Origin of the sequence: Lapillicoccus sp. (assembly GCF_025353065.1) — a bacterium.
In the GTDB taxonomy this organism is placed as follows: Bacteria; Actinomycetota; Actinomycetes; order Actinomycetales; family Dermatophilaceae; genus Lapillicoccus.
Window position 1 is genome coordinate 1 of sequence record NZ_JANXRJ010000066.1, and the last position, 14,083, is coordinate 14,083.

The window sequence follows — 14,083 nt, forward strand, 5'->3', positions numbered from 1 at the left end:
CGCGGCGATGATGCGGAATCACGGCATTGCGGGACAGGACGACGACGGGCCGGCGCCCGATGTCGACCATCTCGCACCACCAGACCTCCCCACGCGCCGGTGTGTCGCTCACGAGCCGGCCGCGGCGCGACGGAACGACGCCAGGTCACCCCACTCGTCGGGCTCCTCCAGCGGGTGTGCGTCGTAGGCGGCATAGCTCGCGTCCACTTCTGCAGAACGGTAGCGAGCCAGGAGAGCCCCGAGAGCTTCGTCGACCAGCGCCGCGTCGGTGGACCCGGAACGGACCTTCCGCGCGCGCTGCAGGAGCTCTCCATCGACCGTGGTGCTCAGGCGTATGCGATTCATGCCATCATCATGCCACTCGTCCCAGAGCTGACCTCGGTCCCCACGCTCAGCCCGCGCTCGGGGCGTTCCGCTCGAGCGTCGCGTGCCGCCGGTTGCTCTGGGCGATCGGCAGGGACGTGGTCGCGGCCGCAAGGCCGGTGACCGGCATCCCCACGTAGACGCTCTCGTGCCCGCCGGCAGGCACGGCATACGTCTCGTGCCAGATGCCGACCACCCCGGCAGCGGTGCGGACCCGCCTGTTGAACGTGGTCCACGCCGGCCGGTGCGCGTGCTCGGGCGCCGAGGCGTAGCGGTAGACGTCCGCCGCGCTGCGCCAGTACTGCACCATCGTGATGCCCTTGCCCCCGAGGAGGGTGCGGGCCTCGAGGAAGCCGAGGTCCTCGGCCTCGCCGCGTACCGCGAGGGCCTTGTTGGTGTAGAGCTCGGTCAGCATCTTGGGCATCGCGAGGAAGACCGGGAGCCACTGGTCGACCCGGTAGAGCTTGTTGAACCGGAGCCCGATGAGGAACACCGTGATCGACCCGTCGTGATCGTGGGTCGTTCGCTCCGCCTGGACCTGCGCCATCTCTGCCTCCGCTGTAGTTGGATAGTGCGACTCCCCAATAATGGATAGTCATACTCTCCAGTGTCAAGAGGCAGCGGCGTCAGACGTCCAGAGCCGCCGCGATCCGCTCCCCGAGCTCGCCGACCTGGGCGTCGGTCATCACCAGGGCCGGAGAGATCTGTATGCCGCCGACGCCCACCGCGCGGGTGGCGACCCCGAACCGCCGGAGCGTCTTGGCCAGGGCCATCGCCTCCCCCACCTCGACGAGCTGCACCGCGGCGAGCGCCCCTGTCCCACAACGCACCTCGGCGACGCGGTCATGGTCCGCGAGCGGCGACAGCACTGCGGCGAGGGTCGACTCCAGCCTTGTGGCCTCGTCCAACAGGCCTTCGCGCTCGATGATCGCGAGGTTGGCCAACGCCACCGCGGCGGCGGTCGCGTGGCCCGAGTAGGTGTAGCCGTGTCGCAGCCAGACGCCGGCGTCGGGCCGGAAGAACGGCTCCGCGACCTTGGGCGACACCAATACGGCGCCCATCGGGACGTAGCCCGAGGTCAGCCCCTTGGCGGTCGCCACCATGTCGGGCTCCAGCCCGAAGCGCGTCGAGGCGAACCACGACCCGCCGATCCGGCCGTAGCCCGTGACGACCTCGTCCGCGACGAAGAGGACGTCCAGCTCGGTGCAGAGCTTGCGGACGCCGGCGAGGTAGTCGGGCGGCGGCGGGTAGACCCCACCGGCGCCCATCACCGGCTCGCAGAAGAACGCCGCGACGTGCTCCGGACCCAGCCGCTCGATCGTCGCACGCAGGTCCTCGACGTCGTCCCACGCCACCGTCGCCGTGTCCGGCACGAGCACGCCGTAGCCCTGGGTGTTGCCGGGCATGCCGCCCAGCGCGGTGCCGGCGTAGTGCATGCCGTGGTAGGCCTTCTGCCGCCCGATGACGACGGTCTTCTCCGGCTTGCCGGCCTCGACCCAGTAGCGGCGGGCGAGCTTGGCGGCGGTCTCGATGGAGTCCGACCCGCCAGAGGTGAGGAAGATCTTCGAGCCCGGCACCGGCGCGATCCCCGCCAGCCTGTCGGCGAGGGCGACCGTCGTCGGCGTGACGTAGTCGCCGAAGGTGCTGTACGCCGCGATGGCCCGCATCTGCTCGGCCGCCGCGTCGGCGAGCTCCGCCCGCCCGTGACCGACGTTGGTGAACCACAGCCCCGCCGTCGCGTCGAGGTAGCGGTTGCCGTCGGCGTCGAAGACGCAGGCGCCCTCGCCGCGGGCGATGACGAACTCGCCGTCCCGCTCCACCACGCCCATGTCCGAGAAGGGGTGCCACAGGGTTCCCACGTCCGCCTCCTCAGGCTCGTCCTGCCGGTCCTTCCCGTGCCAGACCGGCGGCGTCGACGCTATCGCAGGACGGGGTGCGCGTCAGACCGGCCGGACGCCGAGGACGTACTCCGCCTCGCCCTGTTCCCATCCGGGGTTGGGCTCGTCCCACTGCAGGAAGCGGACGCCCGCGAGGGTGAACCCGAGCCGCTCGAGCACTCGGCGCGAGCCCGCGTTGACCGCCATCGTCGTCGCGACCACCGTGCTCGCCCCGAGGGTCGTGAGGGCGTGCTCGACCGCTGCCCCGGCAGCCTCCGTCGCGAGGCCCATCCCCCACGCCTCGTGCACGACACGGTAGCCGAGCTCGACGACGGGCGCCCCGACCGCACCGCGCACCCATCCGTACATCGGTCCGCCGTCCGGCACGCGGGGCACGAGGCTGACCCACCCGATGAAGGCGCCGTCGTCACGTCGCTCGACGCAGATCCGTCCGTAGCCGGGCTGCTCGGCGGCGGCCATGAGCATCGGGACGAGGACCTTCTCCTCCACCCGCTCCGGCGCCAGCGCGTCGCCCTGCAGGTGGCGCATGACCTCCGGGTCGCCGACGAGCCGGTGGACCCGCCTGCCGTCCGCCGCCGTGAAGGCGCGAAACGTGAGCCGCGCGGTCGGAGTAGGCAGTTCAGGCGGAACAGGCCTCGGCACGGGGTGACCCTACGCGGAGGCGAGGGTCAGGCATAGGGTCGAGCACGGCATACGGGCCAGGTGGTGGGGGCCACCCGCAGGCAATGACGCACCACCGAGGACCACGAGGAGCAGCCATGGCGTTGAAGATCGGTTACAAGGCCTCGGCGGAGCAGTTCGCGCCGCGGCGGCTGCTCGACTACGCCGTGCAGGCCGAGCAGCTCGGCCTCGACAGCGTGATGATCTCCGACCACTTCCAGCCCTGGCGCCATCACGGCGGACACGCGCCGTTCTCGCTCGCGTGGCTCGCGGCCGTCGGCGAGCGCACGGAGCGCGTCCAGCTCGGCACGTCGGTGATGACGCCGACCTTCCGCTACAACCCGGCCGTCGTCGCGCAGGCCTTCGGCACCCTCGGGTCGCTCTACCCCGGCCGCGTGATGCTCGGCGTCGGCTCGGGCGAGGCGCTCAACGAGGTCGTCGTCGGGTCGGTGGACGTCGGCGAGGACGGTTCGGCCTGGCCGGAGTTCAAGGAGCGGTTCGCCCGGCTGCGCGAGTCGGTCGCCCTGATGCGGGAGCTGTGGACCGGTGAGCGGGTGACCTTCGAGGGCGAGTACTACCGCACCAAGGACGCCACGATCTACGACAAGCCCGAGCAGCCGATCCCCGTCTACGTCGCGGCCGGTGGCCCCCTCGTCGCCCGGTATGCCGGCCGGTCCGGCGACGGCTTCATCTGCACCTCGGGCAAGGGTGACGAGCTCTACCAGGACAAGCTGCTGCCCGCTGTCGACGAGGGGCTCGAGAAGTCCGGGCGCACCCGCGACGACATCGACCGGATGATCGAGATCAAGCTCTCCTGGGACCCAGACCGCGAGCGGGCGGTGACGAACTGCCGCTTCTGGGCGGCGCTGTCGCTCACCGCGGAGCAGAAGCACGGCACGAGCGACCCGCTGGAGATGGAACGGCTCGGTGACGAGCTCAGCGACGAGCAGGTCGCCCAGCGCTGGATCGTCTCGTCCGACCCTGAGGAGGTCGTGGCCGCGGTCAAGAAGTACGTCGACTGGGGGTTCGACCACCTCGTCTTCCACGGGCCGGGCGACGACCAGTCGCGCTTCCTCACGACCTTCGCCGAGCAGGTCCTCCCCGGCCTGCGTGAGCTCGGCTGACGCCTGAGCAGGTTTGGCAGACAAGGCGATTGGTGTCGAGCGCCTCGTGGCCCCGATGTTTTCGTGCCTGGTCGGCACATCCGGCGCGGGGAAGTCCTCCGTCACCGAGCACGTCCTCGGGCCACTCGTCGAAGGCCTGGCCCCGATGAGGATCCCCGTCGCGCTGGAACGACCCGAGGTAGCCACCGACCCAGCCGCGTTCGCCCAGCACCTCATCACTCTCGTGCGCAGATGGGTCACCACCAGCCTGCCCGGCAGAGCAGGCACCACGGCCGCTCCCGGGCCAGCGCCCCCGAACCATCCACTGCAACCCAGACCATCGACCAGGCACGACAGCTCATCGACCTGATCGCGAGCGACGACCTGCGCCCCGTGATCGTGCTCGACGACACCGACAGATGGCTCTCGACCAGCTACCAGCCAGACAACCCGGCGGTTCGCAGCGCCGTCTTTGGTCGAGTCGTTCGCATTCTCGCCGAGGACCTCGGCACCGCGGCCACAACGCAAACGGACGACAGGATCTGAGGGCACCAGGGGGGTCCCACGACGTGACGTGACGCATACCGGGCGCCATCGGGGAATGACCTCCGCGGAAGGGGAGTTGTCCGGATCGTGCACCGAAAGGTGAACCTTCCACTACTTTCCATTCCCCAGGAGTTGAGCCAGCGTGTCCCGTGCGTTCGAGAGCATCCAGGTCGGTCCGTGGCAGCTGCCGCAGCGTTTCGTGATGGCCCCCCTGACCCGCAACCGTGCCGGTGAGGGTCAGGCACCCGGCCCGCTCAACGCCGAGTACTACGGCCAACGCGCATCGGCCGGTCTCATCATCAGCGAGGGCACCCAGCCCAGCGCGGTCGGCCAGGGCTACCTCGACACCCCCGGCATCCACTCGCCCGAGCAGGTCGAAGGCTGGCGGGCCGTGGCTGACGCGGTGCACGCCGGCGGCGGACGCATCGTCATCCAGATGATGCACGCCGGGCGAATCGCCCACCCGGACAACAAGAACGGCCTCGAGTCGGTGGCACCCAGCGCCATCGCGGCCCCCGGTCAGATCGTCACGGCGACCGGTCAGCAGGACCACGTCCTCCCGCGAGCCCTCGAGACCGACGAGATCGCCGGTGTCGTCGCGGAGTTCGTCCACGCCGCCCGCCAAGCCGTCGCGGCCGGGATCGACGGCGTCGAGGTCCACGCCGCGAACGGCTACCTCGTGCACCAGTTCCTCGCGCCGTCCAGCAACACCCGCACCGACGGCTACGGCGGCTCGCCCCAGGCCCGCGCCCGCTTCGCGGTCGAGGTGACCACGGCCGTCGCCGAGGCGATCGGCGCCGAGCGCGTCGGCATCCGGATCTCCCCGTCGCACAACATCCAGGGTGTCCTCGAGGAGGACCCGGCCGACGTGGCCGCGACCTACGAGGCCCTCGTCGAGCAGATCGCGCCGCTCGGGCTCGCCTACCTCAGCATCCTCGGTGACCCCTCGTCCGACCTCCTGCTCGACCTGCGCAAGCGCTTCGGCGGCCCGGTCATCGCCAACAGCGGCTTCGGCAAGATCACCTCGCTCACCGACGTCGAGGAGATCCTCGAGGCGGGTCACGGCGACCTCGTCGCCGTCGGGCGCGAGTTCCTCGCCAACCCCGACCTCGCCCGCCGCTGGCGCGAGGGCCTGCCGCTCAACACGCCGAACGACAAGACGTTCTACGGCGGCGGCGCCGAAGGCTACACCGACTACCCGTTCGCCTGACCGCCGGCGCGGGCACGCGACCGGGGAGACTGACGCCATGACGTCGTCGCCGCTGCGCAGGCTGGGTTTCCTCACGATCGGCCTGTTCGACCCCGACGACCCGGGCCGCGGCCACGAGTCGACGCTGGAGATCATCGAGCTCGGTGAGCAGCTCGGCTTCGACAGCGCGTGGCTGCGGCACCGGCACCTCCAGCACGGCATCTCGTCCCCGGTCGCGGTCCTGGCCGCGGCCACCCAGCGGACCTCGCACATCGAGCTCGGCACGGCCGTCACCCCGGTCGGCTGGGAGAACCCGCTGCGGCTGGCCGAGGACCTCGCCACCGTCGACATCCTCTCCGGCGGGCGGCTCAATCCCGGTGTCAGCATTGGTCCCCCGATGAGGTGGGAGGACGTCAAGGACGCGCTCTACCCCGGCACCGCCGAGGTGGAGGACCTCACCTACGGCAGGGTCGAGCGGCTGCTGGCACTGGTCCGCGGCGAGCGCGCCAGCGAGTTCAGCGGCGTCCAGGGCATCGAGGTCTTCTCCCACCGTGTCGAGCCGCACTCCCCCGGTCTCGCCTCACGGATGTGGTACGGCGGCGCCAGCCTCCGGTCGGCGACCTGGGCCGGCGAGCACGGCATGAACCTCCTCACCAGCAGCGTCGTCAAGGCCGAGGCTCCCGGTGACGAGCACGACTTCGCCGCCATCCAGCTCTCCCACATCCGGGCCTTCCGAGCGGCGCACCCCGACGGCGAGCAGGCCCGCGTCTCACAGGGACTCGTGGTCATCCCCACCGACAGCGCCACCCCTGAGCAACGCCGGCGCTACGAGGCCTATGCCGCGTCGAGGCTGCCGCGCACGGCCTCGCCCCAGGGCCCGGGCCGGCTGATGTTCGCACCCGACCTCGTCGGCACGTCGGCCGAACTGGCCGGGCGGCTGCAGGCGCACGCGGCATACCGGGAGGTGGCGGAGGTCGCCTTCGCCCTGCCCTTCACCTTCGAGCACGCCGACTACGTGCAGATCCTCACCGACATCGCCGCACGGCTCGCACCCGCGCTCGGCTGGAGCCCGCGCCCCTGAGCTGTATCCGTCGAACCACGGCCGAGGACCGCTGGAGTCCGCGGACCTGGTCGCGAGAACCTTCACTGCCGCGGACCCAGGCGGAGAGGACGTCAGCCGAGGGCGAGCGCCGCGCGGATCCGGTCGGGGGGATCGTGCTGGTGATAAACGCGCTCGGTCTGCTCGATGTGCGCGAGGAACCGCTGGTAGGTCGCGGCGGCCACCAGCTCGGCGACGGGTTCGAGGAGAGCCAGCGCGCGCGCCGGGTCCGAGCCCGGGACGGCACGCCGCCAGGCCTCGACCCAGTGGTTCCTCGTCCGCTCCTGCAGGTCCCTGCCCTCCAGCCGCTCGACGAAGGCCCGCACGTCGAGCACGGGGTTCCCGACGTGGACGTCGCCCCAGTCCAGGAGCCTCAGGTCGCCGCCCTCGCCGCGCCAGTTGCCCGGGTGCAGGTCACCGTGGACGAGCGTGTCGGGCAGGCCGCACTCCTCCACCTTCTCCAGGCGGCGCGCCAGGTTGTCGGCGAGGTCCTCGAACGCGTCGTAGTCACGCGTCGTCAGTCCCTCGACGATCTCGGGGAGCCAGAGCAGCTCGCGGACCGACTCCACGAGGGCGAGGGAACGACCGTCTGCCGCCCCCACCGCGAGGCAGTGCTCGACGTCGTCGACGAGCTCGGTCTGGACGTCGACCCACCGGTCCACCATCGCCCGGATCACCGCGTCGTCGGCGAGGCCCCACTGGTCCCGCCCGGCGACGTGGTCCATGAGCACGGCCCGGCGAGCGGGGTCGTGGGCGAGCACCGTCGGCGCGAGACCAGGGTCGACCCGTGCGACGCGGGCGATCACTCCACCCTCGTCGGCGAGGAACGGTGGCACCGCCTTGAACCAGACCGGGGCCGTGTCCGTCGGCGCCGTGACGACCAGGGACAGGTTCCAGGTCTTGCGCTGCCGCAGCTGGCCGGTGCGCTGCCGACCATGAGGGAGCAGGGCCAGGTCGACCCAGGCGGCGAGGTCGTCGAGGCCACCCGGCTCTGCCCACCCGAGCCGGTGGGCGGGGTCGCCGTCGACGGCCGCCGTGGTGGCGGACGAGACCCGGGTGAGCAGCGCGGCTGGTGGTGACCCTGCGACCAGCTGAGCCAGATAGCTCACCTCTCCCCCGGCATACGGCGCCTCGGTCATGAGCAGGCGGAGGACGACGACCTCGAGACCCCAGCGCTCACGGGCAGCGGCGACGAGCTCGTCGACCTCGGGCCAGTAGGGGGAGGCGGGGGCGGCAAGCGGCGGCAGCTCACCGATGACGGCACCGTCGGTGTCGCAGAGGACGAGGGTGGCCAGGCGAGGCGGCGGGGACGGCGACACGCCCCCATCGTCCCCTAACCGGAGTGCCGCCGGGCCTTCGCGAAACCGTCGAGCAGATTGCGGGACCTTGTCCTCTGGTCCGACAGGCGGCGCCTTGACACGGTGGAGTCCGCGAGCACGTCGGCACTGACCTCAGGGAATCATGGTCAGGGTCGACGTCTCCGGCATTGAGTCAGGGAAGGAGACCGTCATGAACAACATCAACGACAAGCGGATCGGGCGCGAGGCACGCGACGAGGTGGGTGCCAGCCCGCCGACGTCCGGTGAGAACCGCGTGCAGGCCGCGATGCGTCGCTACCTCGGCGCGGCCGCCTCGCGCCGCGACAAGCAGGCCGGCAAGAAGGACGAGCCGAAGGACACACCCCCGAGCACGGGCTGATCGAGACGCGCGCCCGCGGGGGGGGTCCCGGGGGCGCGCGTCGTGCGTGGGTCAGCGGTTGCCTGGGCAGCCCTCGTTCCCGAGCGATCGACCATCAGGCGCAGGGCGCCGCCGAGCTGCGGAACGTGCCGAAGTTTGAGTACCAGCCGTTCACACCGGTGCTCGGGCTCTGGTGGTAGAACCACGAGACGAACGCGTTCTCCTGCAACCGGTAGGACTTGCCGTTCAGGGTCACCTGGGTGGTCGTGCCGGAGAGGGGGTCGCCGACCTCGAGGTTGTTCTGACAACCACTGACCTGACCGATGTGTCCCCAGGGCTTGGTCGGGTTGTTCACGAGGGGGTCGTTGATCCACTCGGCGACCTCGTGCGGGAGCACCGAGACGTCCGACGAACCGGTGAAGTCGCCGGTGTTGTCGTACATCGACACGGCATACGTCTGCCCTGTCGCAGCGCTGGAGGTCGCGTTGTGGTAGCCGAGGACGCAGCAGTTGGAGGTGGTCCCGATGTACTCGACAACATTGCCCATCAAGAACACCGGGAAGGTGCTGGCCCCCAAGCCCTGGCTCTGCAGCTGCGGCAACGCCGTCGTCTGCAGGTAGTTGTCGAGCCAGTTGATCTCGATCGAGCCCAGGAGACGGTTGCCGCAGGTCGTCGTGCCCTCTGCAGAAGAGGCCGCAGGAACGTTGATCGTGATGGCCGGCCGGAGGTTGTAGGCCAGCTTCACGTGATAGCCCGGGTTGATCCCGGACGGGCCGGTCTGGGTGAGAAGCTGGCTCGCTGGAACGCGTCGGAGTACTGACCCGTGCCGACGCTGGTGCCGCCGAAGGACCACGCGAGGCTCTTGACCATCGGGGAGCTCATCGTGCGCGTGACTGCGCTGGTCGTGTCGCACGAGTCGCCGACGGTGGGGTTCCAGGTGGACCCGTCGGTGAAGCGGACGATGACGGGGACCAGCGGCGTCTTGATGCTCGTGCTCGGAGCGGTCTGGTGGACGAACGGGCTGTTCCCGACCATCCGGTAGGTGAACGACGATCCGCCGTCGGTCACCGACTGCGACCACACCTTCAGACCCCCGGCGGCCGCAACCGTGGGATCCGCAGCGGCGGAACCCGGGGCGACCCCGGTGTCGAACATCGGCCTGATGTCCCCGAGCCGGGCCACGTGGCTACCCTCCGGCTGAGTGGCTGCCTGGGCGACGGGACCGCTGCCGGCCAGCCCCCCGACAACCAACGCGATCGACGCAACTCCCACTGCTACCAGGCGTTTCCACATGCTTGGCCTCCATTGCTCAGCCCCTGGGTTTCTGCCCGAGGTGAGTGTGGCAGAGCCGCCCCCGCGGCGTCCTGGAATTGACGTACCTCGCGAGAGCGCGACGAGGAGGGTCGTCGGCGGGAGGGGGGCCTACTTGCTGGCGAGCCCCGACAGGAGGTTGATGGACGCGGCGATGATGACGGTGCCGAGCGGGAAGGACAGCCACGCGTGTCGCAGGGCGGCACGACGGATCTCCTTGGTCTGGATATCGGTGTCCGACACCTGGAACGTCATCCCGAGGGTGAACGCGAGGTAGGCGAAGTCGCGGTAGTCCGGGTCGTCGGACTCGTTGAAGTCGATTCCGCCCGGCGTCCCGGAGTAGTAGAGCCGGGCGTACTTCAGGGTGTAGACGGTGTGGATCAGGATCCACGAGATGAACACCGAGGCCAACGCCAGCCCGGCATGGAGATACCGGCTGCCGCCCTGGTCCTGACTGGCGCCGACCAGCACCACGCCGACGGCGATCAGGCTCGCGATGGCGGCCGATGACAGGACGAGATCCGCGTCGTCGCGCCCGGGGTTCTCCCGTCGACTGTGGCCGGCGGTCTCCGCCGGGTCCATCGGCCAGATCACGCCCCAGGTCCAGGCACCGAAGACCAGCGCGAGGACATCCCAGCCGATCAGGGGCGCCAGGCGAAGCGCACCGAGAAGCGCGACGACCGTCGCGGCGACCACGCCCAGGAAGAGCGAGATCAGGAGCTTGGACCGGGCGGACAGATCACGGGGCCGACGGTCGACGACGGTGGGGACAGAGGGCATACCTCACGATGGCAGACCCGTCCGAAAAAGCCCTTCTGCCCCGCTGGATGAGGAGTAACCTCATCCGCGTTCTCGCGTGGATGACCGGACCCGGGGAGGAGAGGCGATGTCCCTACTGGGCTGCGCGCACCAGGGCGCTCCTCGACCGCACCGGCGAGCCGCTCGGCCGTGGCGTGGTCCGCTCCACGCCGACGGCGGCGTGGCGCACCCGTTCCCCTTCCCCGCCTTCCGGCTCCTCACTCCTGACGTGACCCGGCTGGGGCTGCGGGCGGACACATGAGCAGCCGCGATGCGGATGGGCCGGCTGACGGGCCCGTGCTCACCACCTCGAACGCTGTCGCGCGCCGCCGGGTGACCGCCGTGGCGGCCGTCGAGGAGGCGCTGCGCCGCATCGCTGCGGGCGACGGCGGCCCGGTGGGGACCGCCCTGGGTGCCGTCTGCGCGATGTGCCCCGACGCGGCCCTGCGGCAGGCGGAGGAGCTCGACCGGGCTCTCGACGCCGGCGCGAGTCCCGGTCCGCTCGCCGGGGTGCCCGTGCTCGTCAAGGACCTCGAGGACGTCGCAGGCCTGCCGACCCGCAAGGGGTCGCTGCTGCTGGCCGACGCCCCACCCGCCCGGGCCGACGGCCTCGTGCCGGCTCGGCTGCGGGCCGCCGGGGCGATGGTCGTCGGCAAGACGACGCTGCCGGAGTTCGCGACCGAGGGCTTCACGGCGAGCCTGCTCACCGGGGTCACCCGCAACCCGTGGGACCGGGCGCTCTCGCCGGGCGGCTCGAGCGGCGGGTCGGCGGCAGCGCTGGCTGCGGGCTTCGTCCCGGTCGCCACGGCCACCGACGGCGGCGGCTCGATCCGGATCCCGTCGGCCTTCTGCGGGCTGGTCGGCCTCAAGCCCACTCGCGGGGTCGTTCCGCGACATCCGGCACCGGACTGGATCGACCTGTCGACCGACGGGCCGATGGCCACGACGGTAGGCGACCTGCGGCTGCTGCTCTCCGTCATCGCCGGAGCCGGTCCGGGCGCGGAGGGCGACGCCGAGGCGTGGCCCGGACGCGGCATACCCCCGTATGCCGGTCCGCTCGCCCCGCGGCGTGTCCTCGTCGCCGAGCGGACCACCGACGTCGGACCACTGCCGGCCGACGTCGCTGCGAGCTTCAGCGCAGCGGCCGACGCCTTCACGGCGCTGTTCCCGGAGGCCGCGGTGGTGCACCTCGACCCGAGCCCCTCCGGCGGCGACCTCGGGCTCGACCCGGGCGGCGACTGGCTGACCCTCGGCACGGCCGACCACGTCAGCGCGCTGGGGCGTGCCTTCGTCGAGGCGGGCCTCGACCGGATGACCCCGGCCGCGCGGGCGTTCCTGCGTCACGGCCTGCGGGTGGGGATCGACGACTACCTCGCTGCGCGGCGCCGGCGGTTCGCCCTCGTGGCGGCGTTCGACCGGTTGCTGGGCGACGACGCCGTGCTGCTCACCCCGGCGGTGGCCTGCGCGAGCTTCACCGCTGAGGGAAGGCTGCGCCCCGGCGATGCCCCCGGGCCGCTCCCGTCGTCCGCCTACTCGACCGAGCTGCAGAACCTCACCGGGCACCCGGCGATCAGCCTGCCGGCGGGGCGGTGCGGCCCGCTGCCGTTCGGCCTGCAGGTCACCGCCGCCCGGTATGCCGACGGCTGGCTCCTCGACCTGGCCGCCGCGTGGGAGCGAGCCCACCCGTGGCCGCGGAACGCCCCGGGGTTCACGGCCTTCGACGTCGAGCCCGCCGGGCGGCCGGCCGACAGCGGCCGCCGTTGAATCCCTCGACTTCTTGACCTGAGGGTTTAGAACGCCTAAAGTGCGGGCATGGGCCGGCCGCGAAGCTTCGACGACGACGTCGTCATCGAGCGCGCGATGGAGGTGTTTTGGACGCACGGCTACGCGAACACCTCACCCGCGCACCTGGCGGACGCAACCGGCATCGCCAAGGGCAGCCTCTACAACGCGTTCAACAGCAAGCGCGAGCTGTTCGACCGCGCTCTTGCGAGGTACGACGAGCAGGTGTCCGAGCTCGCGGGCGAACTGCTCTCTCGGCCCGGGCCAACGAGGGAGTGCCTCCGAGCCGCTTTGCGCTTCATCGTCGACCTCGATCGCGCGCAGCAGTCCCCGAGGGGCTGCCTCGTGGGCAACACCGCAGTCGAGCTGGCCGGGCATGATCCGCAGGTCGCTCGGACGATCCGGGCCATGCAGGATCGGCAGACCGCCGCGCTGACGGCCCGCATCGAGCAGGGCCAGCGCGCCGGTGACGTCGGCCCCGAGGTCGACGCGCGGGCCATCGCGGAGTTTCTCGCCACCACACTGGCCGGCCTGCGCGTCATGGCGATGACCCACGAGGCACCGACCTTGCATCGCGTCATCGACTCGGCTCTCGCTGCGTTGGGCTGAACCCGTCCGCCTCGGCGGGGCCTCATCTCGGCCTCGTTTTGGTCCTCCAGTTCAAGAAAGGAAGAGCGATGGATCTGCACCTGCTCGACAAGACAGCAGTGGTGACCGGCGCGAGCCGCGGTATCGGGCTGGCTGTCTCCCGGGCGCTGACGCGCGAGGGCGTCCGCGTCGTCGGCGCCGCACGCACGATCACCCCGTACATGCAGGAGGCGACGGTCGCAACGGTTGCGGCCGACCTGTCCACCGCGGCCGGCGCCGCCGCCGTGGTGGACAGCGCACTCGCCGAGCTGGGCGGCATCGACATCCTGGTCAACAACGTCGGAGCCGGCGACCCCGACCGGTTCGGACTCGGGGGATTCCTCGACGTCGGCGACGAGCAGTGGCGAGAGCTGTTCGCGCTCAACCTGTTCAGCGCCGTCTGGATGAGCCGCGCTGCACTGCCCAGCCTTCTGGGCCGGCGTGAACCGTCGACGCCGGACCGGCCCGCCGGCACGTGGATGTGAACCGCTCATCACCCCATCATCGGCGACCGACGCCAACGACGAAGACAACGTAGAACTACTCATGGTGGATGATCCTGATCTCGCCCTGTCAGACGGACTTGCTATGACCCGCTGGTCTCAACTCACCCTGACAGACAGGGATGAGGCAGGGGTTGAGCTTGGCTTCCTGCTTCTCCGACAGGCGCTCGCGGCCGCGGCGCAGGAGGCCGTGGATCTTGTACAGCGGGTCTTCCTTGTGCCCGCGCCGGCCCGAGGGTGTCCTGCTGGACCCCTCGCCGCCAGGCAGCATCGAGGGCGGTTCGCGTCGCTGTGCGATGAGCTCCGGCCACCCTTGACCCTTGCCTCTGCGGCCGGCGATGAGGACCACGATCGGGTCGATGGCCCGGACTGGTCGACGACGATCCCGGTGCTGGCTGCGGCCCCCGAACGGCACCCCCACCATCACCAACCCCAGCGCCACCAGCAGCACGAGTCTCCCCACGAAGTCGACGACGAGACGCCCGAGCATTACCGCGGACGCCGCGGCGCAGGCCGCGGTCGAGGCC

The 14,083-nt window shown here is 70.9% G+C and carries 17 protein-coding genes; 8 read left to right on the forward strand and 9 right to left on the reverse strand.

Going from position 1 to position 14,083, the window contains the following annotated elements; all coding sequences use genetic code 11:
* Positions 1 to 108: 108 nt before the first annotated feature.
* From Q0R63_RS06145 to Q0R63_RS06160, 4 genes are all read right to left on the reverse strand, one after another.
* Positions 109 to 345, reverse strand: coding sequence for a type II toxin-antitoxin system VapB family antitoxin (locus Q0R63_RS06145; protein ID WP_295695360.1), 237 nt, complete (start codon positions 343 to 345; stop codon positions 109 to 111).
* Between the two features lie 46 nt (positions 346 to 391).
* Entirely contained in the window at positions 392 to 910 is a 519-nt protein-coding gene (locus tag Q0R63_RS06150; RefSeq protein WP_295695362.1) for a DUF4188 domain-containing protein, read from the reverse strand.
* Positions 911 to 989: 79 nt separating this feature from the next.
* Positions 990 to 2,222: an aminotransferase class III-fold pyridoxal phosphate-dependent enzyme gene (locus Q0R63_RS06155; RefSeq protein WP_295695364.1), complete on the reverse strand. Its 1,233-nt coding sequence runs from the start codon at positions 2,220 to 2,222 to the stop codon at positions 990 to 992.
* A gap of 81 nt (positions 2,223 to 2,303) precedes the next feature.
* A complete protein-coding gene (locus Q0R63_RS06160; RefSeq protein WP_295695366.1) occupies positions 2,304 to 2,903 on the reverse strand; it encodes a GNAT family N-acetyltransferase in 600 nt (199 codons plus the stop codon).
* Positions 2,904 to 3,019: 116 nt separating this feature from the next.
* On the opposite strand from Q0R63_RS06160, the gene fgd reads away from it, so the two are divergent.
* The 4 genes from fgd to Q0R63_RS06180 all read left to right on the forward strand — a co-directional run bounded on the left by fgd (position 3,020) and on the right by Q0R63_RS06180 (position 6,840).
* A complete protein-coding gene (gene fgd, locus Q0R63_RS06165; RefSeq protein WP_295695368.1) occupies positions 3,020 to 4,045 on the forward strand; it encodes a glucose-6-phosphate dehydrogenase (coenzyme-F420) in 1,026 nt (341 codons plus the stop codon).
* A gap of 231 nt (positions 4,046 to 4,276) precedes the next feature.
* On the forward strand, positions 4,277 to 4,570 hold the full coding sequence (locus Q0R63_RS06170; protein WP_295695370.1) for a hypothetical protein: 294 nt from the start codon (positions 4,277 to 4,279) through the stop codon (positions 4,568 to 4,570).
* Positions 4,571 to 4,712: 142 nt separating this feature from the next.
* Positions 4,713 to 5,780, forward strand: coding sequence for an alkene reductase (locus Q0R63_RS06175; protein ID WP_295695372.1), 1,068 nt, complete (start codon positions 4,713 to 4,715; stop codon positions 5,778 to 5,780).
* A gap of 37 nt (positions 5,781 to 5,817) precedes the next feature.
* Entirely contained in the window at positions 5,818 to 6,840 is a 1,023-nt protein-coding gene (locus Q0R63_RS06180) for an LLM class flavin-dependent oxidoreductase (RefSeq protein WP_295695374.1), read from the forward strand.
* 92 nt (positions 6,841 to 6,932) lie between these two features.
* Here Q0R63_RS06180 and Q0R63_RS06185 read toward each other — a convergent pair whose 3' ends face one another.
* Positions 6,933 to 8,177 carry an aminoglycoside phosphotransferase family protein gene (locus tag Q0R63_RS06185; protein WP_295695376.1) on the reverse strand — a complete coding sequence of 415 codons (1,245 nt, stop codon included), beginning with the start codon at positions 8,175 to 8,177 and terminating at the stop codon, positions 6,933 to 6,935.
* A 190-nt stretch (positions 8,178 to 8,367) separates the two neighbouring features.
* On the opposite strand from Q0R63_RS06185, the gene Q0R63_RS06190 reads away from it, so the two are divergent.
* The gene (locus Q0R63_RS06190; protein ID WP_295695378.1) at positions 8,368 to 8,556 is read left to right on the forward strand and encodes a hypothetical protein; all 189 of its coding nucleotides are present in this window, start codon (positions 8,368 to 8,370) and stop codon (positions 8,554 to 8,556) included.
* A 94-nt stretch (positions 8,557 to 8,650) separates the two neighbouring features.
* Here Q0R63_RS06190 and Q0R63_RS06195 read toward each other — a convergent pair whose 3' ends face one another.
* The 3 genes from Q0R63_RS06195 to Q0R63_RS06205 all read right to left on the reverse strand — a co-directional run bounded on the left by Q0R63_RS06195 (position 8,651) and on the right by Q0R63_RS06205 (position 10,626).
* A complete protein-coding gene (locus Q0R63_RS06195; protein ID WP_295695380.1) occupies positions 8,651 to 9,280 on the reverse strand; it encodes a hypothetical protein in 630 nt (209 codons plus the stop codon).
* Positions 9,277 to 9,717 (reverse strand): hypothetical protein, encoded by a 441-nt coding sequence (locus Q0R63_RS06200; RefSeq protein WP_295695382.1) that lies wholly within the window; start codon positions 9,715 to 9,717, stop codon positions 9,277 to 9,279. Before Q0R63_RS06200 ends, Q0R63_RS06195 begins: the two co-directional genes overlap by 4 nt.
* 240 nt (positions 9,718 to 9,957) lie before the next feature.
* Entirely contained in the window at positions 9,958 to 10,626 is a 669-nt protein-coding gene (locus Q0R63_RS06205) for a DUF1345 domain-containing protein (RefSeq protein WP_295695384.1), read from the reverse strand.
* A 315-nt stretch (positions 10,627 to 10,941) separates the two neighbouring features.
* Between Q0R63_RS06205 and Q0R63_RS06210 the strand changes: the two genes are divergently transcribed.
* The 3 genes from Q0R63_RS06210 to Q0R63_RS06220 all read left to right on the forward strand — a co-directional run bounded on the left by Q0R63_RS06210 (position 10,942) and on the right by Q0R63_RS06220 (position 13,538).
* The gene (locus tag Q0R63_RS06210) at positions 10,942 to 12,408 is read left to right on the forward strand and encodes an amidase (RefSeq protein ID WP_295695386.1); all 1,467 of its coding nucleotides are present in this window, start codon (positions 10,942 to 10,944) and stop codon (positions 12,406 to 12,408) included.
* 48 nt (positions 12,409 to 12,456) lie between these two features.
* Positions 12,457 to 13,035, forward strand: coding sequence for a TetR/AcrR family transcriptional regulator (locus Q0R63_RS06215; RefSeq protein ID WP_295695388.1), 579 nt, complete (start codon positions 12,457 to 12,459; stop codon positions 13,033 to 13,035).
* Positions 13,036 to 13,103: 68 nt separating this feature from the next.
* Positions 13,104 to 13,538 carry an SDR family NAD(P)-dependent oxidoreductase gene (locus Q0R63_RS06220; protein WP_295695390.1) on the forward strand — a complete coding sequence of 145 codons (435 nt, stop codon included), beginning with the start codon at positions 13,104 to 13,106 and terminating at the stop codon, positions 13,536 to 13,538.
* Positions 13,539 to 13,626: 88 nt separating this feature from the next.
* On the opposite strand, the gene Q0R63_RS06225 is transcribed toward Q0R63_RS06220, so the two are convergent.
* Positions 13,627 to 14,083, reverse strand: a 457-nt coding sequence (locus Q0R63_RS06225) for a hypothetical protein (protein WP_295695392.1), incomplete at its 5' end; no start/stop codon positions are given.

Bases quoted from the DNA above. Each gene is read 5' to 3' on its own strand.
- Q0R63_RS06180 (WP_295695374.1), top strand. From the start codon at position 5,818: ATGACGTCGTCGCCGCTGCGCAGGCTGGGTTTCCTCACGATCGGCCTG.
- Q0R63_RS06215 (WP_295695388.1), top strand. From the start codon at position 12,457: ATGGGCCGGCCGCGAAGCTTCGACGACGACGTCGTCATCGAGCGCGCG.
- Q0R63_RS06145 (WP_295695360.1), bottom strand. From the start codon at position 345: ATGAATCGCATACGCCTGAGCACCACGGTCGATGGAGAGCTCCTGCAG.
- Q0R63_RS06170 (WP_295695370.1), top strand. From the start codon at position 4,277: ATGGGTCACCACCAGCCTGCCCGGCAGAGCAGGCACCACGGCCGCTCC.
- fgd (WP_295695368.1), top strand. From the start codon at position 3,020: ATGGCGTTGAAGATCGGTTACAAGGCCTCGGCGGAGCAGTTCGCGCCG.
- Q0R63_RS06220 (WP_295695390.1), top strand. From the start codon at position 13,104: ATGGATCTGCACCTGCTCGACAAGACAGCAGTGGTGACCGGCGCGAGC.
- Q0R63_RS06205 (WP_295695384.1), bottom strand. From the start codon at position 10,626: ATGCCCTCTGTCCCCACCGTCGTCGACCGTCGGCCCCGTGATCTGTCC.
- Q0R63_RS06150 (WP_295695362.1), bottom strand. From the start codon at position 910: ATGGCGCAGGTCCAGGCGGAGCGAACGACCCACGATCACGACGGGTCG.
- Q0R63_RS06190 (WP_295695378.1), top strand. From the start codon at position 8,368: ATGAACAACATCAACGACAAGCGGATCGGGCGCGAGGCACGCGACGAG.